Source organism: Rhizobium sp. NLR8a, assembly GCF_019685235.1.
In the GTDB taxonomy this organism is placed as follows: domain Bacteria; phylum Pseudomonadota; class Alphaproteobacteria; order Rhizobiales; family Rhizobiaceae; genus Rhizobium.
Genome location: NZ_JABDWI010000003.1, coordinates 250,249 through 269,949, shown reverse-complemented (window position 1 = coordinate 269,949; position 19,701 = coordinate 250,249). Strand labels below are relative to the sequence as shown.

19 protein-coding genes and 1 pseudogene are annotated in these 19,701 nt (G+C 61.1%); 6 read left to right on the top strand and 14 right to left on the bottom strand.

Annotated features, from left to right (window positions below; translation table 11 throughout):
• Window positions 1-6 precede the first annotated feature (6 nt).
• Window positions 7-606, bottom strand: coding sequence for a histidine phosphatase family protein (locus HJC04_RS07105; RefSeq protein WP_221145464.1), 600 nt, complete (start codon window positions 604-606; stop codon window positions 7-9).
• Window positions 603-1,706 carry an inositol-3-phosphate synthase gene (locus tag HJC04_RS07100; protein ID WP_221145461.1) on the bottom strand — a complete coding sequence of 368 codons (1,104 nt, stop codon included), beginning with the start codon at window positions 1,704-1,706 and terminating at the stop codon, window positions 603-605. The genes HJC04_RS07105 and HJC04_RS07100 overlap by 4 nt, the downstream gene beginning before the upstream one ends.
• Window positions 1,707-1,848: 142 nt before the next feature.
• Between HJC04_RS07100 and HJC04_RS07095 the strand changes: the two genes are divergently transcribed.
• The gene (locus HJC04_RS07095; RefSeq protein ID WP_221145459.1) at window positions 1,849-3,600 is read left to right on the top strand and encodes a hypothetical protein; all 1,752 of its coding nucleotides are present in this window, start codon (window positions 1,849-1,851) and stop codon (window positions 3,598-3,600) included.
• Here HJC04_RS07095 and HJC04_RS07090 read toward each other — a convergent pair.
• The 9 genes from HJC04_RS07090 to HJC04_RS07050 all read right to left on the bottom strand — a co-directional run bounded on the left by HJC04_RS07090 (window position 3,564) and on the right by HJC04_RS07050 (window position 10,033).
• Window positions 3,564-4,364, bottom strand: coding sequence for a TIGR04290 family methyltransferase (locus HJC04_RS07090; RefSeq protein ID WP_247241718.1), 801 nt, complete (start codon window positions 4,362-4,364; stop codon window positions 3,564-3,566). The genes HJC04_RS07095 and HJC04_RS07090 overlap by 37 nt on opposite strands.
• A gap of 25 nt (window positions 4,365-4,389) precedes the next feature.
• A complete protein-coding gene (locus tag HJC04_RS07085) occupies window positions 4,390-4,653 on the bottom strand; it encodes a DNA-directed RNA polymerase subunit alpha C-terminal domain-containing protein (protein WP_210630747.1) in 264 nt (87 codons plus the stop codon).
• Window positions 4,654-4,789: 136 nt separating this feature from the next.
• On the bottom strand, window positions 4,790-5,113 hold the full coding sequence (locus HJC04_RS07080) for a hypothetical protein (RefSeq protein ID WP_210630749.1): 324 nt from the start codon (window positions 5,111-5,113) through the stop codon (window positions 4,790-4,792).
• 74 nt (window positions 5,114-5,187) lie between these two features.
• Window positions 5,188-6,759, bottom strand: a complete 1,572-nt coding sequence (locus tag HJC04_RS07075) for a sorbosone dehydrogenase family protein (protein WP_221122673.1) — start codon at window positions 6,757-6,759, stop codon at window positions 5,188-5,190.
• Window positions 6,759-7,196: a DUF2231 domain-containing protein gene (locus tag HJC04_RS07070; protein WP_210630752.1), complete on the bottom strand. Its 438-nt coding sequence runs from the start codon at window positions 7,194-7,196 to the stop codon at window positions 6,759-6,761. Before HJC04_RS07070 ends, HJC04_RS07075 begins: the two co-directional genes overlap by 1 nt.
• A 278-nt stretch (window positions 7,197-7,474) precedes the next feature.
• Entirely contained in the window at window positions 7,475-8,062 is a 588-nt protein-coding gene (locus HJC04_RS07065; protein WP_221145457.1) for a cyclopropane-fatty-acyl-phospholipid synthase family protein, read from the bottom strand.
• Window positions 8,052-8,387, bottom strand: a complete 336-nt coding sequence (locus HJC04_RS07060) for a type II toxin-antitoxin system RelE/ParE family toxin (protein WP_221145455.1) — start codon at window positions 8,385-8,387, stop codon at window positions 8,052-8,054. The genes HJC04_RS07065 and HJC04_RS07060 overlap by 11 nt, the downstream gene beginning before the upstream one ends.
• Entirely contained in the window at window positions 8,371-8,622 is a 252-nt protein-coding gene (locus HJC04_RS07055; protein WP_210630758.1) for a type II toxin-antitoxin system ParD family antitoxin, read from the bottom strand. The genes HJC04_RS07060 and HJC04_RS07055 overlap by 17 nt, the downstream gene beginning before the upstream one ends.
• Window positions 8,623-8,932: 310 nt before the next feature.
• Window positions 8,933-10,033 (bottom strand): branched-chain amino acid aminotransferase, encoded by a 1,101-nt coding sequence (locus HJC04_RS07050; protein ID WP_221102477.1) that lies wholly within the window; start codon window positions 10,031-10,033, stop codon window positions 8,933-8,935.
• Window positions 10,034-10,421: 388 nt separating this feature from the next.
• Here HJC04_RS07050 and HJC04_RS07045 point away from each other — a divergent pair, with 388 nt between their 5' ends.
• Window positions 10,422-11,642, top strand: coding sequence for a PLP-dependent aminotransferase family protein (locus HJC04_RS07045; protein WP_221145453.1), 1,221 nt, complete (start codon window positions 10,422-10,424; stop codon window positions 11,640-11,642).
• A 278-nt stretch (window positions 11,643-11,920) separates the two neighbouring features.
• On the opposite strand, the gene HJC04_RS07040 is transcribed toward HJC04_RS07045, so the two are convergent.
• The 3 genes from HJC04_RS07040 to HJC04_RS07030 all read right to left on the bottom strand — a co-directional run bounded on the left by HJC04_RS07040 (window position 11,921) and on the right by HJC04_RS07030 (window position 14,920).
• Window positions 11,921-12,964, bottom strand: coding sequence for a DUF2278 family protein (locus HJC04_RS07040; RefSeq protein ID WP_221145451.1), 1,044 nt, complete (start codon window positions 12,962-12,964; stop codon window positions 11,921-11,923).
• 204 nt (window positions 12,965-13,168) lie between these two features.
• On the bottom strand, window positions 13,169-14,227 hold the full coding sequence (locus tag HJC04_RS07035; protein ID WP_221145449.1) for an aldo/keto reductase: 1,059 nt from the start codon (window positions 14,225-14,227) through the stop codon (window positions 13,169-13,171).
• A gap of 222 nt (window positions 14,228-14,449) precedes the next feature.
• Window positions 14,450-14,920, bottom strand: coding sequence for a MarR family winged helix-turn-helix transcriptional regulator (locus tag HJC04_RS07030; RefSeq protein WP_221145447.1), 471 nt, complete (start codon window positions 14,918-14,920; stop codon window positions 14,450-14,452).
• 193 nt (window positions 14,921-15,113) lie between these two features.
• Between HJC04_RS07030 and HJC04_RS07025 the strand changes: the two genes are divergently transcribed.
• The 4 genes and pseudogenes from HJC04_RS07025 to HJC04_RS07010 all read left to right on the top strand — a co-directional run bounded on the left by HJC04_RS07025 (window position 15,114) and on the right by HJC04_RS07010 (window position 19,689).
• Window positions 15,114-15,881 (top strand): alpha/beta fold hydrolase, encoded by a 768-nt coding sequence (locus HJC04_RS07025; protein WP_210630768.1) that lies wholly within the window; start codon window positions 15,114-15,116, stop codon window positions 15,879-15,881.
• Between the two features lie 122 nt (window positions 15,882-16,003).
• A complete protein-coding gene (locus HJC04_RS07020) occupies window positions 16,004-16,981 on the top strand; it encodes an ABC transporter substrate-binding protein (RefSeq protein ID WP_221145444.1) in 978 nt (325 codons plus the stop codon).
• A 7-nt stretch (window positions 16,982-16,988) separates the two neighbouring features.
• Window positions 16,989-18,682, top strand: a pseudogene (locus tag HJC04_RS07015) (ABC transporter permease).
• Window positions 18,670-19,689: an ABC transporter ATP-binding protein gene (locus tag HJC04_RS07010; RefSeq protein WP_210630774.1), complete on the top strand. Its 1,020-nt coding sequence runs from the start codon at window positions 18,670-18,672 to the stop codon at window positions 19,687-19,689. Before HJC04_RS07015 ends, HJC04_RS07010 begins: the two are co-directional and overlap by 13 nt.
• Window positions 19,690-19,701 lie beyond the last annotated feature (12 nt).

The window sequence follows — 19,701 nt, the reverse complement described above, 5'->3', positions numbered from 1 at the left end:
AACGGGTTATAAGATCACTTCGTTGAGCGTCATCACTTTTGCACCCCAGTCGCCGATCACAACCGTCGTGACGGAGGCGGGCGCGATATCAAATCTCGGCCAAGCATCGAGCGGCAGTCCCAGAACATGACAGACCGCCGCCTTGATCACATCGGCATGAGACACCAGAGCTATTCGCTTCCCATTCCCGCAGCTGGTAAGGCTCTCCATGAGGCTGAAAATCCGAGCCTGGATGTCCAGCATGGTCTCGCCTCCGGGCGTGCGGGTGAGGCTGCGTGTGGTATTCCAGCGGCGCCACAGGGGATCGTCGTTGAGAACGTCGAACGTCTTTCCGGACCAGTTGCCGAAATTCACCTCGTCCAAAGCATCGTCCGTTTGCGGTAGAGACAGGCCACAGGCCGATGCGATACCTTCTGCCGTCTCCCGTGTTCGTTCGCGCGGGCTGGTGTAGATCTCATTGATGTCCTCGTGCCGCAGCCTCTGCCCGAGACGCTGAACTTGCGAGCGGCCGGCTTCGCCAAGCGAAATACCGGCTGCACGGCCCGCCAGGAAATTCCCGACGTTGTCGTGCGCGGCGTGACGCACCAGGAAGAACGTTGCCGTCATTCCGCGGCTCCGCGCAGAACATCCTCCTGGTCATCGATGAAATTCTGCGTTCGGCGGCGGGCCTCGTAATCGGTAAACTGCTGCGGCGGCGATTTCATGAAATAGCTCGACGGCCCTGTCAGAGCTCCGCCTAGGCCTCGGTCGAGGGCCAGTTTGGCGCAGCGTATTGCATCGATGACCACGCCGGCGGAATTGGGCGAGTCCCACACCTCAAGCTTGAGCTCTGCATTGAGCGGCACGCCCCCGAAAGTGGTACCCTCGAGCCGAATATAGGCCCATTTCCTATCGGTGAGCCACGGAACATGGTCACTCGGCCCGACATGTACATCGTCTGCAGGAAGCGGAATGTCCAATTGGCTGGTGACCGACTGGGTCTTGGAGATTTTCTTTGATTCCAGCCGCTCGCGCTCGAGCATATTGAGAAAATCGGTGTTTCCGCCGAAATTGAGCTGGTAGGTCCGATCTACACGGACGCCCCGTTCGCGGAAGAGATTGACGAGCATTCTGTGGACGATGGTCGCCCCCACCTGGCTTTTGATGTCGTCGCCGATGATCGGCAGCTTTCGGGCGGCGAACTTCTGCTGCCATTCCGGTTTGGAGGCTATGAAGACCGGAATGCAATTGATAAAGGCGCAACCTGCCGCGAGCGCCTGTTCGGCGTACCACTTCGTTGCTTCTTCCGAGCCAACGGGAAGATACGAAACCAGCACGTCCGTGCGGGTTTGCCTGAGGATTTCCGCCACGTCCGCTGAAGGCTCCGTCGATTCCTCGATCCGATCCTTAAGATATCTCCCTATCCCATCCATCGTTCTGCCGCGATTCACCTTGACCCCGAGCGGAGCGACATCTGCGAAACGTTGCGTGTTGTTTGGCTCGGCGTAGATCGCTTCCGCGACATCGCGCCCTACCTTTGAAGCCGCGACATCGAAGGCTGCGGATATCTCAATATCGTGCACGTGATATCCACCGAGATCAATGTGCATGAGGCCTGGAACCGGCTCGTTTTCCCGGGCGTTATCATAGTAGGTAAGTCCTTGAACCAATGACGAGGCGCAATTGCCAACTCCCACCAATCCAACGCGGATGGATTTCGAACGCATGGTTCCCTCCAGGGGCTGCTTGCCGAGGCATCTACAAAGCTAACAAGCGGGAGCCGCCACGGTTCCCGGCCCTCCCGATTATTTCAATCACGTCTGGCGGTCGTCGAGTTCGGGCAGGCATTGCCGCAAAGAGGAGGACCGGATGCTGGTCTATGGCGATGTCGAGCACATCGAGAACGCAGCTGCAGTACGCGCATCGATTTCCAAAATGATGATGGCGTGCATCGACATGCAGCCGAGCCGGCAGCGCCACGAAGCCCTGGTTCGTGCATTCATCCTGACTGGGGAACTGGTTCAGGGACTGGCCGATCAGGAATTCGGGAGAAAGGGCGCGGACGATATGTCCGTGTCTCAGGACGCAGGCGCGAAACTTCTGCGCATGCAGGCACGGGCGATCATGCGATCGTGGCGAAACGGTTTTGCCGGCAGTCTGTCCTTTCCAGAGGATTGGCGAGCCAAACTCGATTGTCTTGCCAGTGCCGATCCGGTGCGGACGAAACGCGCAGAGGGCTACGCTTTTTATGCTGTGTATCCCGAGAGCTATATCGAGTCGGCTTCGATCTCCAATTTGACGCCTAAGACAGTCGTCATCGGGATACGAAGCATAGGAACCGGACTCGCGGCCCTGGTTTCTGCAGCCTTGGGTGCCGAGCCGGCTTATTCGTTGCGCCCGACTGGCCACCCCTTCGAGCGGCGTGTACGTGTCGCACCGGCTCTATCGAAGCGCATTCTTGCCGACCCTGAAACCGATTTTGCCATCGTCGATGAGGGGCCGGGGCTATCGGGGAGCTCGTTCGGTTGCGTTGCGGACTGGTTGCAGGAGAACGGCGTGGCGTCTGGCCGGCTTCATTTTTTCCCGAGCCACACGGGTGAACCGGGCCCGCATGCAAGCGAGCCCCATCGGACCCGTTGGCGAGATCGGCCACGCCATGTCGTCAGCTTCGACGATCTTGTCCTCAAGCCCCAAGATCCGAAACACCGTCTGCAGACATGGGCGGCCGATGTTGTCGGAGTTGCGCGTTCATCGTGGCGGGACCTGTCCGGTGGCGCTTGGCGCGGGGTTCGGTATCGCGATCCTTCACATTGGCCGCCGAGCTACATGCAGATGGAAAAACGCAAATTCCTGATGGAGGCCGAAGGACGGGCCTGGCATGTCAAGTTTGCCGGACTCTGCGGGAGCGACGTCGACAAGGCCAGAAGAGGCTCTTTGCTGAGCGAAGCCGGCTTTATCCCGAAGATTGCCGGCACCTGTTACGGATTTCTCATCGACGAGTGGCTGGATGGAACGCCCCTCGACCATAGCGGCGTCAGCAGGCGCGACATCGTGGATCACCTCGGACGTTATCTCGGTTTTCGTGCCCGTCACCTCCCGGCACGAAGCGGCGGCGCCTCGATCCAGAAACTGTATGAGATGGCCACTCACAATATTGCGGAAGCGGCAGGATCGGACACGGCAGAAAATTTGAGGTGCCTGACAGGCACGCCCGGGCGGCTAGCCGGACGATTGCGGCCGGTCGACACGGACAACCGGCTTCACCCCTGGGAATGGCTGACGACCACCGCCGGGCGGCGCATCGTGAAGACGGATGCGCTCGATCACAATGCGGCCCACGATCTGATCGGGTGCCAGGACATTGCCTGGGACGTCGTGGGTGCCTGCGTGGAATTCGAACTCTCGAGCAAGGAGCGTGATCGTCTTGTCGATCTCGTCGGTCGGGAAGCGGACTGCGATCTCAGCGACGACGTGCTCAGGTTTTTTGAGCCCTGCTATCTCGGTTTTCAGATAGGCCTGTGGTCGCAGGCCAGGGCCAGCGTCGATGGCGCGGAGGCAGAGCGCATTGAAAATACCATCAAACGTTACCTGGACCGCCTGCCGCCATTGATTGGACCATGACTGCGGCGATCTGGCAGTTTATCAGCAAATGACGGAGGCGGTTCCGCCATCGGGTGGCGAGTTCCATGTTCCACCAGATAAACTTCACGTTCCGGATTGGCACGAATGACAAACCCGGCGCTTCTCAGCATCGCTTCGACCGCCGCCTTGTTCGGAATGAACCAATTGGTCGGGTCGCCAGCGTAACGTTGTTCCACGAAATACACTTTGGGAAAGCCGCGCTGCTCAAATATTGTCGTGTTGAAGAAGTCGTAGTTTTCGCTGAGTGCCGCGACTTCCTCTTCACCGCGCTGCATGCATTGAAACAGCATCTGGCCGCCGACAACATGCTCATGCAGAAGGTCGAGCGCCAGCAGCGGATGCCGCAGGTGATAAAGGACACCCATGAAAAGGACCAGGTCAAATCTCTCCTTCAGTTTTTCCACCTCGTACACCGACATCAGCTTGAACTCGATATCCTCACCTGTCTGTCTGGCTGCGAACTCGGCTTGCCTGAGGTAATGCGGGTCGGAATCGATTCCGACGACCCGTCCGGCATTTCTTCTTTTCATTTCAAGTGAATAGAACCCGGCGTTGCAGCCGATGTCGAGAACGCTGCACCCCCGGAGATCTTCAGGCACAACCTGCTGAAAGTGGGCCCATTTGAAGGAGGGGTAGTCACCAAGGAAATGATCAGGTGCTGTCTGAACGCCGTTAATTCGCAGGTTGTGAAACCATGGCCTCAGGGCTGCGATGTCGCTTTCCAGTCGAGCCTTCTCGTTCATTCCGTGCTCCGATCCGCAGCGTCGATCATTGCTTCGACTGTGCCGCCGAGATGTGTGTTCGGTTACGTTTGAATTTTCTGATCGCCGACCGTATCTGCTCGACGGACCGGGGGCCGATCCCCGGGAGTTGGAGGAGTTCAGCGTTCTTCATATCTGCCAATTGGCTCATTCGGTGAATTCCGCTTCTGCCGAGCGAACGGGCGATCCATCCAGCGAGACAGGTGGTCAATAAGGGATCTTCGGTATCTCCCCCTCCAATCTTCGTCCGCTTTTGAGATACCTGCGGCATGTTCAGCTTTAGCCGGCTTCTTCAGATGTGGTCGAACCCTCTTGATGGTTTTCGGTTCCCGCTGAAGAAGAAAAACCCGTCAATTCTGTGCGACATTGTCCTTGTCGGCTCACACAAAGATTTCTGGACGGTGAAACTAATCATCAGAATTGTTCGACGGATTGGTGTTGGGCGGCATATCTCCCGGACGGATGATGCGCGAATAACCGGTGTCGGGCGCCGGCTCCACCATCTCGGCGTCGCCGACGGGAGGGGGCCTGAGTTCGCCGTTGCATTCGTCCAGTTTCTTGGAGAGATCTTGGTGGTCATCCGCTGAACCGCGGCTCTGGTTTGGCTGTGACGGGGCGACGCATTTGTCAGGCGGCGCCTGCGCGTTCGCCTGGAGCGGTAGGGGAAGGATCGCCACGGCGAGCGACAGCGCGCTTAGGAGTCGTTTGAACTCCCGGGATGTGGTCGGCATGCCTGAAACCTCCGTTTGTAGTTTATCCAGATGTCATCTCAGTCCTTCTTTCGAATTAGGCCTCCACCAAGTCCTTAGGGGCCGGCCGCAGGGGCAATCTGCATCGGCCCAGGCTGAAACTTGTCCGGCAGTCCGGAAAGTGGTTTTTGGCCGGTCAAGCGCTCGTCGACCGAGGCCTGGTGTCCCTGGGTTTGGGCGGTGGAATTCGTCGGTTCCGTTCCGATGCCGGGGTTCGAAGCGAAGGTCGGCGCTGTTTTCGAATTCGTCGAGCCTTGTGGATTCCCCGATAGCTGATCGGTGCCAATTGGCTGCGGCGTGACTTTGCCGTCGGATGAAGCGACGCGCCAAACGGTGTTGCCGGCATCATCTGCAACAAGCAGCGCTCCCGTCCCATCGATCCCCACTCCGACCGGCCGCCCCTTTGCCTGATCGCCCTGGATAAAGCCAGTGACGACGTCCTGGGCCTTGCCAGATGGCTTGCCATTCTGGAACGGTACGAAGACTACTTTGTAGCCATTGAAGCTATTCCGGTTCCAGCTGCCGTGCTCGCCGATGAAGGCGCCGTTGGCGTATGCGGCTGGCAGCGCGGAATTCATCGAGAAGGTCAATCCGAGCGCGGCAACATGGCTGGACAGGGCGTAGTCCGGTCGGATTGCCTTTTCGATCATATCGGTTCGGGGCGGATGAACGCGAGCGTCGACGTGATTGCCGTAGTAGCTCCACGGCCAGCCGTAGAAGGCGCCGTCCTCCACAGAGGTCATATAGTCGGGAACGAGGTTTGGGCCGAGCTCGTCACGCTCATTGACGACAACCCAGAGCGCCCCCGTTTCGGGATTGAAGGTGAGACCGTTCGGATTGCGCAGACCGGAGGCGAAAACGCGGGCGGCGCCGGTTTGCCGGTCGACCTGCCAGACCGCTGCACGGCCTTTCTCTGCCTCCAGCCCGTTCTCGACGATGTTGGAATTCGAACCGACCGAGACATAGAGCGTCAGGCCGTCGGGGCTGAGGGCCAGATCCTTTGTCCAATGATGATTGATCGGGCCGCCGGGAAGCGGCGTCAGGATTTTCGGCTGCGCGGTGATGTCGTTCCGGCCGAGTTCGTAAGGGTAGGCAAGGATGGCGCTCGTCGTGGCGACGTAAAGCGTATTGTTTATCCAGGCAAGGCCGAAGGGAGAATCGAGCTTCTTCAGCAGGTCATGGCGTTCATCGACGGTGCCGTCGCGATTGGTGTCACGCAGCAGCGTAATGATATTGCTCTCTTTCTGTTCACCGCTGCCGCCGTGGGCGATAGACATGATCCAGCCGCGGATGAGATCCTTCGGCCGCGAGGTCGGTTCGCCGGTCGGGCCGCGGGACTGGACGACGAGCACGTCGCCGTTGGGCAGGGTATGGACCGTGCGCGGATTGGCAAGGCCCTTCGCATAGGCAGTGACCTTCAAGCCATCGGGAACGGCAGGCGTCTCTCCTTCCTTCCAGTCGACCACTTCCGCGACCTTCAGATCAGATATCAGGGAGGAAGACGGCTCAGGCAGAACCGGGTTCGGGCCGATCTGCTGCGACAGATCGAATTCGGCCTCCTGCGCCGACGTGCCGAATCCGAAGAAAAGCAACAGAACCGACGGGCCGAGAATGAGGGACCTCATCATCATATCCTCCAGGCCAATCTGGCATATTTGCGGGCAGAAACAGCGACTGCCACCAGGCAAAGCGCTGATGTAACGGCCGAGAGCGTCAGCCCATAGGGAACCACGGCAGTCCATCCGTCGCCGGCATGGACAAGGCTGTTCAGGAAGGCGAGGACGAGGATGATCAGGTAGAGAAGCACAGACGGGAAAGCCGACCGCAGCGGACGGGTGCGGGGCCGCGCAAGGTCAATCAAGCCAGCCAGGATCGCAATCGCGCCGAACACCAGGCCGGCGCACAACAGCCAGGCGGAGAAGTTCTGCCACATGAGGTTGTTGCTCTGCCAGAAGGCGATATCGGTCGCGAGCGCAAGCGTGAAGCAGACGAAAGGGAACGGGACGAAGAGCGACTGTATCGGATAGGCGGTCGCGTCCCGATCGTTGGGGGAAAGTATAGCCATGGCATGCTCCGAGCGGCAAGAGCGCAGATATGCGATCCAACCGTGGAGGCAGCGGATAGTTCCGTTGCGGCGGCACCGGTTTGTCGATCGCCTCCTCGGCGAAATCGCGGAATTGCGGCGGCCGCCTTTCGCGTTGCACTACCGGAATGACAATGTTTGGAGGCCCCTCTGTCGGTCATGCCTGCGACAGGCGGAGGAATGAAGGAGGGGCAGCGTTTTCGCCTGAAAGGGCGACGGTGCCAAGACTGCCGCCGAACACGGGGACGAAGCGCCGACCTTTATCGTTGCGCACTCACGATGAGCCAGCGGGTCGGCTTGCCGTCATATCCGCCGCCGTCGCTTTCCTCGACGGCGAGGTTGCGCCAGCCGCCTGCCGTCAGAAGCGCCGACAGCCAATCGGCGGATGGATAGTTGTAATAGCGCCCGAAGCCGTCATGCCCTTCGGCTTCTCCCGACTTGAAGCTTGCGTGGAGGATGCCGCCGGTTCTGAGCGCGCGGTGAATACGGGCGAAGATGTCGGGCAGGGCCGATCTCGGGACATGAAGGAGACTCGCTTCGGCCCAGACGCCGTCGAACGCGACCTCGGCGTTGAGATCCTCAAACAGCATGACCTTGACCTTCCTGCCAATTCGCGCCTCGGCCTGTGCTGCGAGTTCGGGTGAGCCGTCGGTTGGCGTCACGTCAAAGCCTTGAGAGAGCATGTAGGCGCTGTCCTGGCCGCCGCCGCAGCCAAGTTCGAGGATCGCGGCTCCCGGCGCAAGTCGGGCAAGAAAGGCGTCGAGCTTCTGTTTCGGCAGGCTGCGCGCGCGGTTGGCGTATATCTCTGCGTTGTTGTCGTAGAAGGCGGAGGTGCTGTTATGGGGCATGGGGGGTGGCCGGTCCGGGTCGTCGGTTGGATTGGAGATGTCTTTCGGCAAGTCGGTCGGCGCCGATGATGTCGATGACGAGTATGCCGTCGGGTATTTCCCGGTAGAAGGCGACGTGGCGCATGTGGAGGAGGCGGCGAAGGCCGGCGCCGAGCGCGTCACACTCGTCGCCCATGGAGGGCACGCGCGAAAGAAGTATGAAAATCCGGTCCCAGTCGAGAAGGTAGGCATCCGCCTGCGCCTCGCCGAAATGCAGATTGGCATACTCGTCAATGCCTGACAGTACGGCGTCGGCCGTTCGGGTCAGCCTATAGGTTGATGTCACGCAGCTTCACCTTCGTTTCCAACAGGATATCGTGAATGCGCCGGTCGCTGATACCGCTCTCCTCGGCCTGCCTCAGGATCTCGCGCAGTTCGTCGTCGTCGAGCTTACGGTGGTCCTGGTCCTTCACGATCAGCTCCGCCACGAATGCGTCGGCGCTGTCGTATCTGCCGCTTGCGACACAGCGCGAGATGTAATCCGCCAGATTATTCGGAAGCGAGATCGTCATTTTCGCCATTGAATTCGCTGCCGTCCGTGCGTGCCGGTTCAGCCGTCCCTGATGCCCGTTACCATTCCCGACCGTTGATAGAAGCGTTGGCACCCGCAGTCGAGCGCTTGGGTCACATGATGGTCAGTCTTCTTAGCGCTGTAGACGGCGCGTTCGAGATCCTTGACACGGGCGTCGCAAGTCAGGATGCCGGCATCGTGGCGCTCGTGGTCGCGTAAACGATCGTATTGGCGTCAGCCCGACTGCTTTGAAGGCGAGGCCGAGAGCGGCGCCTATCATGCCAGTGTTGGCGCCGCCGTTCGCGTGGAAAGCCTGACGTTCAGACCGGGATGAGGCGCGTCCAGCCGTGCTCATCGTTCGTTACGCCCTTCTGCAGACTGACGAGCTGCTGGCGCAGTTCGCTGGTCAGCTTGCCGGTCTGTCCGTCTCCGACCAGAAACTCGCCGCCGGCATGTCGAACCAGGCCGATGCCCGCCAGGACTGCGGCAGTGCCGCAAGCGAAGGCTTCGACGAGCCTGCCACTGGCGGCATCCTCTTGCCATTCCGCGAAGGAGTAGGGACGCTGCTCCACGCGCAAGCCCCTTTCTTCGGCGAGCACGATGACGGAAGCCCGGGTGATGCCCGGCAGGATCGTGCCGCCAAGGGGCGGGGTCACCATCGATCCATCATTCATCACGAAGAAGACGTTCATGCCGCCGAGTTCTTCGACCCAGCGATGCTCCGCGGCATCGAGGAAGACGACCTGATCGCAACCCCTCTTCGCGGCTTCCGCTTGCGCCACCAGGCTGGCAGCGTAATTTCCGCCGCATTTTGCAGCGCCGGTGCCGCCGTTGGCTGCACGGGTGTATTCGGTCTCGACCCACAGGGAGACGGCCTTCGCGCCGCCCTTGAAGTAGGCGCCGACCGGAGAGGCGATGATGCAGAAGACATATTCCTGAGCCGGACGAACGCCGAGAAACGCCTCGTTGGCGAACATGAAGGGGCGGAGGTAAAGGCTGGCGTCGCCGGACGGAATCCAGGCCTTGTCGACGCGGACCAGTGCTTCGACCGCCTTCAAAAAGAGTTCTTCGGGCACAGGAGGCATCGCCATGCGGGTCGCCGACTGCGCGAAGCGGCGTGCGTTCTCTTCAGGCCGAAAGAGCAGAATCCGGCCATCGTCTGCTTTGTAGGCTTTCATGCCCTCGAAGATTTCCTGCGCGTAGTGCAGCACGGCGCTCGCGGGATCGAGCTCCAAGGGCCGCCTGGGCGTAACCTTCGCGTCGTGCCAGCCCTTGTCGGCCGTCCATCGGGCCAGGACCATGTGATCCGTGAAGAGCTTCCCGAAGCCGGGCGTCTCCAGTGCCTGGATCCGGTCGGCATCCGAGACGGGAGACTTGTGGAGTTCGATTTTGATTTCAGGAGAGGCCGACGTCACGGTCATTGCTGGCACCTTGATAGCAAATAAAATGGTGGCGGCGACACTACCGCCGCCGAGCCGGTTTTGGAAAGGTCTGAAGCAGCCGGTTTCGGCTTTGATCAGAGGAATAATCGCTTGAGGTGGCTGACGTCGAGCAACAAATTTGGAACCGAGCGCCTTCGATCAGGGATGCGTCACCATCAAGTGAAACCGCGACATCAGCATTACCCGAAAGGCTTCGGTCGGTTCGGGAATTTCACTCCTCTCGGGAATGACGTTCGCGAATTTTGCACCAAGGCCTTGGAATATGAGATCTCCGACTTGTCACCATGACAAGAAAATAGGTCAGCATTATTGACATAATTTCCGCCGCATGATTTGTCGGCGACATAGAAAATACGAGGAAACCTCCATGCTGAACTGGGACACCATGTTTGCGTCGCGATCGTCGCGCATGCGCGCATCCGAAATCCGCGAGCTCCTGAAGCTTCTCGACCAGCCTGACATCATTTCCTTTGCTGGCGGCATTCCGGATCCGGCGCTGTTTCCAGCCGACGAATTCCAGCGGGCCTATGCGGATATTTTCTCGGGTGCTGCGGTCAACTCGGCGCTGCAATATTCGGTCAGCGAAGGATACAAGCCGCTGCGCGAATGGCTGGCCGGGCAGATGGCGGCGCTCGGCATTCCCTGCGAACTCGACAACGTCTTCATCGTTTCCGGCTCGCAGCAGGGGCTCGATTATCTCGGCAAGCTCTTCCTGTCGCCCAATGATACCGCGCTGGTGACCTGGCCGACCTATCTTGGCGCCCTGCAGGCCTTCAACGCCTATGAACCGGCCTACGACCAACTGACGCTGAACGGCAACCGGACACCCGAATCCTATCGCGTTGCCGCGGCCGCTGCCGGCGGCAAGGTGAAGTTCGCCTATCTCTCGGCGGATTTTTCCAATCCGACCGGCGAAACGGTCGATCTCGATGGCCGCAAGAAGGTGTTGGCGCTTGCCGAAGAACTCGACGTCGCCGTCATCGAAGATGCTGCCTATCAGTCGCTGCGTTACGATGGCGATCCGATCCCGCCGATCCTGGCGCTCGAAATAGCCGAAAAGGGCCATATCAACGATACTCGCACGATCTATTGCGGCAGCTTCTCCAAGACCCTCGCGCCCGGCCTTCGCGTCGGCTTCATCGTCGCCAATGCGCCCGTCATCCGCAAGCTGGTGCTGATGAAGCAGGCGGCCGACCTGCATTCCTCGACGATCAACCAGATGGCGATATCGGATGTCGCCGTGCGCGGCTTCAACAAGCAGGTCGCCAAGATCAAAGCGGTCTACAGCCATCGCCGCGACTGCATGCTGGCAGCGCTCCAGAAGTACATGCCCGAGGGCACGGGCTGGACGAAGCCGGAAGGCGGCATGTTCATCTGGATCACGCTGCCGGAAGGCATGGACGGCGCCAAGCTGCTGGCGAAATCGCTCGAAACGGTCAAGGTCGCCTTCGTGCCCGGCAAGGCGTTCTTCGCCGACGGCTCCGGCGCCAACACCTTCCGCGTCAGCTTCTCCTGCGCGAATGAGCAGATGATCGAGGATGGGATTGGTCGGTTGGGTAGGATGATCGCTGAGGAGATTGGTGGGTGATTGCTTGAGAGATGAGAAGACGCCGCGGCACTCACCGCCGTCCCTCATTCCTGTGCTCGTCACAGGAATCCAGCCACGGCGCGTCCGCGCCGTGATGGACTCTTATTCGTGAAAGACTCTCTCGTGCCCAAGTCCTTGGGCACGCTGGATTCCTGTGACGAGCACAGCAACGAGGGAGGGGAGGGAACTACTTCCGCCTTCTTCTCTCAGAGGAAACGGGTAAGCGGTTTATCCTTCCATTGCCATGCTTTCGGCAAGCCAGCCAGGCGGAACAACAATCAAAAAATCGTCGTCCAGCCCTCGTTCGCCGTTTCGCTCTTGCCGTAGCCGACGCGGTCGGCGACCGCTCCGTCGGTGTTGCGCAGGATGATGTCGCCGCCCCGGTTGGCGAACTGCGGGCCGCCGGCGGCTGCGTCGAGCGCGATGGTGCGGATCTCGCCTGCGGCAAGCGCTCCCGACAGCGTCTGCGTCCGGCCGTTTTCGTCCTCCAGCTTCCAGCCATCGAGCGATACCGATATGTCGGAACGGTTGATAATCGTCACCGTCTCATTCTCGATGCCGCCTGCGCCGTTCACCGGGTTGATCAGCGCGGCGATGATGCGCAGGGATGAGGCGACGACCGGCTGCGGCCGGCGGGTGCCTTCGCCGCGGCCCTGGCCGCCGCGATTTTCCGAAACCGCATGGCCGGTCGCCGCATCGGTGTTCCAGTTCTGCGACTGGAAGCAGAGGAAGATTGCCGCCCATTCGTCGGTATCGGTGAAATGGACGAGCAGCGCTCCGTCCTGGTTCGGCCCGTTGGTGGCCTTGAAACCGCCACTGTCTCCCTGGTTCATATGGATATCGTGGATGCCGTTGCCCGGCTCGAATTCGAAATATTGGTCGGGTTTGTTGTGCTCGGGCCCCCAGGCTTCGCCGAAGGCATAGAAATGGATGTCGGGATCGGCAATGCCTTCGTCGACGATCGGCTCGATGAACTCGCGAAGATCGTTCTTCGGGCCGGAGAGCTGGAAGGGCGCGACGTTCATGTCCTCGCGCTCGATCAGGCCGCCACGGACATAATCGATCGCAAGCTCCGGACGATCCCTGCGGATGTCGGTCAAGCCCATCGGCAGGGCTTCGAGCGCCTCCGTCAGCGTCCCGTGCTTAAAATCGACGACGCTGGCATAGAGCAGGTCGTGCGGCGATTCCTTGGAGCGGACATTCAGCGCGATGCGGTAGCTGACGCCGTTCGCCTCGATGCGGATTTCGAGATGGGGATCGTTGTCGTCATCAAGGGCGAGCGCGCTCGCGGTGCCTTTCAAGACCTTGTAATTCTTCAGCATGAGAACCTCGCGGGAATGGCGGGACCTCACGATAACACGGCGAAGGCGCATCTTTTGTGATGGCTAAATCGCAGCGCGATCCCTCAGATTCGGTGCCACGATTTAGCTTTTTAATTTCACGCATGTCGTCCCCGCGAAACCGCTGCACACTTTTGCGCGACATGCTTGTCTTTCGCCGTGCAATGGCTGACTTGCAGCTTGGTGCTATTGCTGCAGATGTGGGCCAAAAAGCTCGAGGTCGGCTTCGCCGAGCCTGTCGCTCGCCGTGTTCAGCTGGTGCCAGTAGGGATAGATCACCGGCGGCAGGCTGACGGCGTCGAGACGCTTGCGCTCCTCTCCGGTGAGCTTCAGCTCTGCGGCGGCGATGTTGTCGCGGAACTGGGCTTCGGTGCGCCCGCCGATGATGACCGAGGTGACGGCCTTGCGGCCGACCAGCCAGGCGAGCGCCACTTGAGCGGCCGAAACGCCGCGTTCCTCGCCGATCGCCACCAGCGTCTCGACGATGTTCCAGAGGCGGTTTTCGTCGCGGATCGGCGGTTCGGTCCAGCCGGCGAACTGGCGCGTGCCTTCGGGAGCGGCCTGGTTGCGGCGGTGTTTGCCGGAGAGCAGACCGCCGGCAAGCGGGCTCCAGACCAGCACGCCGAGGCCCTGGTCAATCGAAATCGGCAGCAGCTCGTATTCGGCGTCGCGGGCTTCGAGCGTATAATGGATCTGCTGACTCACGAAGCGTTGGTAGCGGTGTTCGTTGGCAATGCCGAGCGCCTTCATGATGTGCCAGCCGGAATAGTTCGAGCAGCCGACATAACGCACCTTGCCCTGCCGGATCAGCGTGTCGAGCGCTTCCATCGTCTCTTCGAGCGGCGTCTGGCCGTCCCATTCATGCACCTGATAGAGGTCGATGACATCGGTCTTCAGGCGCTTCAGGCTGGCCTCGCATTCGCGAATCAGGTGGTAGCGCGACAGGCCGCGGTCGTTCGGGCCGTCGCCCATGCCGAAGCGGGCTTTGGTGGCGAGCAGCACGCCCTGCGGCCGCTTGCCGGCGAGCGCCTCGCCGATGATATTTTCGCATTCGCCTGACGAATAGACGTTGGCGGTGTCGATCAGGTTGATGCCGGCATCGATGCAGATGTCGATCATCTTCTTCGCCTCGGAGACGCCGAGATCGCCGACCATCTTCGCCCAACCGACGCCGCCGAAGGTCATCGTGCCCATGGTCAAAGTCGAAATCTTCAAGCCGGAACGGCCGAGCAGACGATATTCCATTGAAACTCCTCCTTCATCGAAACGCGATTGACGTACCTCAACGCAATAGCATGACAATGGCGGCATGTTCACGCCTGCGTGAGGGGTCGGCGAGATTGCGGGCGCCCGAGGCTAAGATCAATTGCGCGGCGCTGGGGCGCGGGCAGATCGTACAATATGTGATCGGCTTGTCGACGGAAATCGTTCTGGCGTGAAGACGACGCAGCGGGGGGCTGCCGCGGGTCAGGTCTCGTCCTTGTTCTTCTTGTGAATGTTGTCGCGGAGCGAAGCGATCGTATCGCGAATCTTGCTCACGGTCTCGGCGTCGAGACCGACGGCTTTGCCGATGCAGTCGAACACGTGGGTCGCGCGGCTCTTGAGGGATTGTCCCTTCTGCGTCAGGCGCACAAGCACCTGGCGCTCGTCGGCGGGATTCCGGTTGCGAGTGACGAGATCGACATTTTCCAGTCGCTTCAAGAGCGGGGTGAGAGTGCTGGAATCGAGGAAAAGCGTGTCGCCGAGATCCTTCACCGTGCGGTCGTCGCGCGCCCATAAGGCGGTCATGACGAGGAATTGCGGATAGGTCAGATCCAACTCGTCGAGCAGGGGGCGGTAAAGCTGATTGAAGGCGTGGCCTGCCGAATAGATTGAAAAGCAAAGCAATTCATCGATCTTCGGCACGTCGGCAACACCATTCGATGGCGTGTCTTTCATCACGTTCTCCTCTGCGCTCAATATAATTTGCGCACGATCTGTTTGCAAGCTATTGACGACGTGAACGATGAGGGTTATTTATATCGCACACAAATAAATCGTCCACAAATTAGATTCCGATTTGGAAACTTGAAGGCACGCGAACGTACCAGTTCGGCTCCTTTGAACTTCAACCGACGAAAGGAAATGACCCATGTTCAAGTTTGCTGCAGTCGTCGCCCTGGCGGGCGCTCTTCTTTCCGGGGCTGCCGTCGCTCAGTCGGCCAAACCTACCGTCGTCCTCGTTCACGGCGCCTTTGCCGATTCATCCAGCTGGAACGGCGTGGTCGAGATCCTGCGCAAGGACGGTTTCCCGGTCGTTGCTGCCGCCAATCCGCTGCGTAGCGTTTCCGGCGACGCCGCCTATGTTTCCGATGTCGTCGGCAGCATTGCCGGCCCCGTCGTCTTGGTCGGCCATTCCTATGGAGGGCAGGTGATCTCGACCGCCGCGAACGGCCATGACAACGTCAAGTCCCTGGTCTATGTCGCGGCCTTCGCGCCGGAGGCAGGGGAATCGGTTGCGGATCTCGCCGGCAAGTTTCCCGGCGGTACGCTGAGCGGAGCGCTGGCGGTTCCGGTGAAGCTCAGTGCAGGCGGCGTCGATCTTTCCATAGACCAAACCAAGTTCCATGACCAGTTCGCCAGCGACGTGCCGGCTGAGCAGGCTGCCCTGATGGCGGCGGCCCAGCGGCCGATCACCGAAGCGGCCCTGACCGAAAAATCCGGCGAGCCTGCCTGGAAGAAACTGCCGTCATGGTTTGTCTACGGCACCAGCGACAAGAACATCCCGGCCGCAGCTCTTGGCTTCATGGCCGAGCGGGCAGGGTCCAAGCTGACCGTCGTGGTCGATGGCGCATCCCACGTCGTGATGGTTTCGCAGCCGCAGAAGGTGGCGGAGCTCATCGAAGAGGCCGCGAAGTAACGTCTCTCTGAAGGGTGACGGCAATTCAGCAGCACAGGGCGCAGCGCAGCCGCTGCGTCCTGTCACATACCTGTCAACGACCCCTAATAAGGGAGGGTGACGCAATCCCGAGGACCCCTCCCATGAAGACGATCGTTTCCGCCGCTGCTCTTCTCGCCGCGAGCCTTTTTGCCATTCCGACCTCGGCCGCAAACCTCGTTCTCTACACCAGCCAGCCGAACGAGGATGCGCAGGCGACGGTCGATGGCTTCATGGTCGCCAATCCCGATATCAAGGTCGACTGGGTGCGCGACGGCACGCCGAAGATCATCGCCAAGCTCCAGGCCGAGATCCAGGCCGGCAACCCGGTCGCCGACCTTCTGCTCATCGCCGACATGGTGACGCTGGAGCGCTTGAAGCAAGACGGCAAGCTGCTCGCCTACAAGTCGCCGGAAGCCGCGCAATACGACGCCAGTCTCTATGACGCCGACGGCTACTATTACTCGACCAAGCTGATCACGACAGGCATCATGTACAACACCTCGGCCGGCATGAAGCCCGCGGGCTGGAAGGACCTGACCAAGCCGGAGGCCAAGGGCCTCGTCACCATGCCGAGCCCGCTCGCCTCGGGTGCGGCGCTCATCCACGCCCAGACACTGGCTGCCGTTCCCGGCCTCGGCTGGGACTTTTACAAGGCGCTTCAGGCAAACGGCGCGATTGCCGCCGGCGGCAACGGCGCCGTGCTGAAGTCGGTCGCCTCGGGCGAAAAGGCTTACGGCATGGTCGTCGATTACCTGCCGATCCGCGAGAAGGCCAAGGGCGCGCCCGTCGAGTTCGTCTTCCCGAGCGAAGGCGTTTCCGCCATCACCGAGCCGGTCGGCATTCTCGCCAGCACCAAGAATGCGGAGGCGGCGAAGAAATTCGTCGATTACGTGCTCTCGGAAAAGGGCCAGGAAGGCTTCCTCAAGCTCGGCTATATCCCGGCCCGCAACGACATGAAGCTGCCGGAGGGTTTCCCGGCGCGCGACGCCATCAAGGTGCTGCCGATCAAGGCGGAGGAAGCTCTGAAAAATACCGATCAGGATCTGAAGACCTTCTCGGGCATTTACGGTTCGAACTGATCCTTCCATGCATGGTTATGTGAGATCGGGAAACAGCCAGCCCGCCTGGCTGTTTCCTTTTATCGTCATATCAGTCCTGATCCTCAGCGTGCTGCCGCTCGCCCGCCTCGCCATGGTCGGCATTGCGGCCTTCCCAACGGCGGCGTCATCGATGTGCTGAGCGAACCGTCGCTCTGGCAGGCCACCTATTACACCATCGTCACCGCGGTCTTGGGCACGATCATCTCGCTTCTCATCGGCTGCCTCTTCGCCTTCCTGCTGACGCTGACCGATCTTCCCGGCAAAGGGCCGCTCAGCTTCTTCTTCGTGCTGCCGATGATGATCCCGCCGCAGGTGACGGCGCTTGCCTGGGTGCAGATGTCGGGGCCGTCGAGCCCGTTGTTGAAGGCGCTCTCGCTTGCGCCGCCGCTGGGGTCGCCGCAGCCGCTCTATTCGGTGGGCGGCATCGCGCTGCTCTATGGCGTGCAGCATGCGCCGCTGGTCTATCTGGCGCTCAGGGCCGGGCTGATGACGCTGCCGCGCGACGGTGTCGAGGCCGCGCGGCTTTCCGGCGCCTCGAGCCTCAGGGTGTTCCGCGACATCATCCTGCCGCTGTCGCTGCCCGGCATCATCGCCGGGGCGGCAATCTCCTTCGTCTCCTGCACCGGCAATTTCGGCATTCCCGCCATTCTCGGCATCCCGGCCTCGATCTATACGCTGCCGACGCTCATCTTCACCAAATTCTCAGCCTTCACCAGCCGCACCTTCGGCGATGTCGCCGTGCTCTCGGGCATCATCGCGATGATCTCGGTCGCAGGGCTGATGATCCAGGACCGGGCGCTCAGAGGCCGGGACTATCGTGTCATCGGCCTGTCAGGGGCAAGTGCCGCTTTCCAGCTCGGCCCCTGGCGCTTCCTTGCCACGCCGCTTCTCTGGGCGATCCTGTTCTTCATGCTGGCCGCACCCTTCTCCGCGCTCGTCGCCGGCGCGCTGGTGCCGGCCTATGGCGTGCCGCTCACCTTCAAGACCATGTCGCTGCATGCCCTTCAGGAGATCCTATTCCGGCAGGCGGTCACGCGCACGGCCTTTGTCAATTCGCTGTCGCTTGCCGGCGCCACCGCGCTTGGTCTGCTCGTCGTGACGGTGCTTGCGGCTTATGTGCTGACGCGGCGTAGAGACCTGGCGTCGCGTATCGTCGCCAGCCTGATCGAGATACCTTATTCGCTGCCCGGCATCGTCTTGGCGGTCGCCTTCATCCTGGTCTTCGCCGCACCCGTCCCGGTCCTCAACATCTCGCTTTACGGCACGATCTGGATCATCCTGATCGCCTATTTCTCCTCCTTTTTCGCCGTCAGCCTAAAGCCGCTGATCACCGCCTTCCACCAGCTCGATCCAGCGCTGGAAGAGGCCGCACGGCTTTCCGGCGCCGGCTTCGTCCGCCGACTCTTCGATATCATCGTGCCGCTGATTGCGCCCGCCGTCGGCGCCTCGGTCATCCTCGTCTTCCTGATCGCCTGCAACGAGCTGACGATCTCGGCGCTGCTCTGGTCGGCCGGCACCCAGACGCTCGGCGTCGCGATCTACAATCTCGATGACAGCGGCAGTTCCGACCTTGCTTCGGCGCTCTCAGTGCTCGTCGTGCTCATGGTCGTCGTCATGATGCTGCTGCTCGAGCCTCTGACCAAACGCCTTCCGAAAGGGGTGGTCCCATGGCGCAACTGACCCTCAATCAGGTGGCCAAGGATTTCGGCACCGGAAGGGCGGCCGTCAGCGGTTTTTCGCTCGATGTGCGCGAGGGCGGTTTCCTGGCGCTGCTCGGGCCTTCCGGCTGCGGCAAGACGACGGTGCTGCGGATGATCGCCGGTTTCGAGGCGCCTTCCGACGGCTCGATCCATCTCGGGGAGCGGCTGCTTGCCGATGCGGCGCAATCGCTGCCGCCGGAAAAGCGCAATATGGCGATGGTCTTCCAATCCTATGCGCTCTGGCCGCATATGAGCGTGGCCGACAATGTCGGCTATCCCCTCAAGGTGCACGGCATCTCGGGTGAGGCCTACCGGGCGAAAGTACAGGACGCGCTCTCCACCGTCCGGCTCGCCGATTACGCCGGGCGGCGGCCGGCCGATCTCTCCGGCGGCCAGCGCCAGCGCGTGGCGCTCGCCCGCTGCCTGGTGACGTCGCCTGACGTCGTGCTGCTCGATGAGCCGCTCGCCAATCTCGACCGGCACCTGAAGCAGGAGATGGAGGAGACCTTCCGCGAGTTCCACCAGCGCTCGGGCGCGACGATGATTTACGTCACCCACGATCAGAGCGAGGCGATGGCGCTCGCGACCGACGTCGCCGTCATGTCGGAGGGCCGGCTGCTGCAGGTGGCATCGCCGGCCGAAATCTATGCCCGGCCGGACGGCCGCATTGTCGGCGGGCTGATCGGGCGCGGCGCGATCCTGACGCTGCCTGTGATGGGCGGCGAACGCCATCTGGAGTGGGATGAGTTGCAGGATGCGCTGCAGGCGGCCAATATCGATGGCGCCGATATTCTGGTGCGGCCGGAGGATGTGATCATCGGCGGCGAGGGCGCTCCCGCGACCGTCGAATCCGTGCTTTTCGAGGGCGAGCGCTACGCCGTCAAACTGACGCTCGGCAACGGCCAGACGCTGCGCGCCTACAGCCGCGTCGTCGTCGAGGCCGGGGAAGCCGTGCGTGTCGTCATCCGCGCGGGGTGGCGGCTCTGATCGAGATAATCG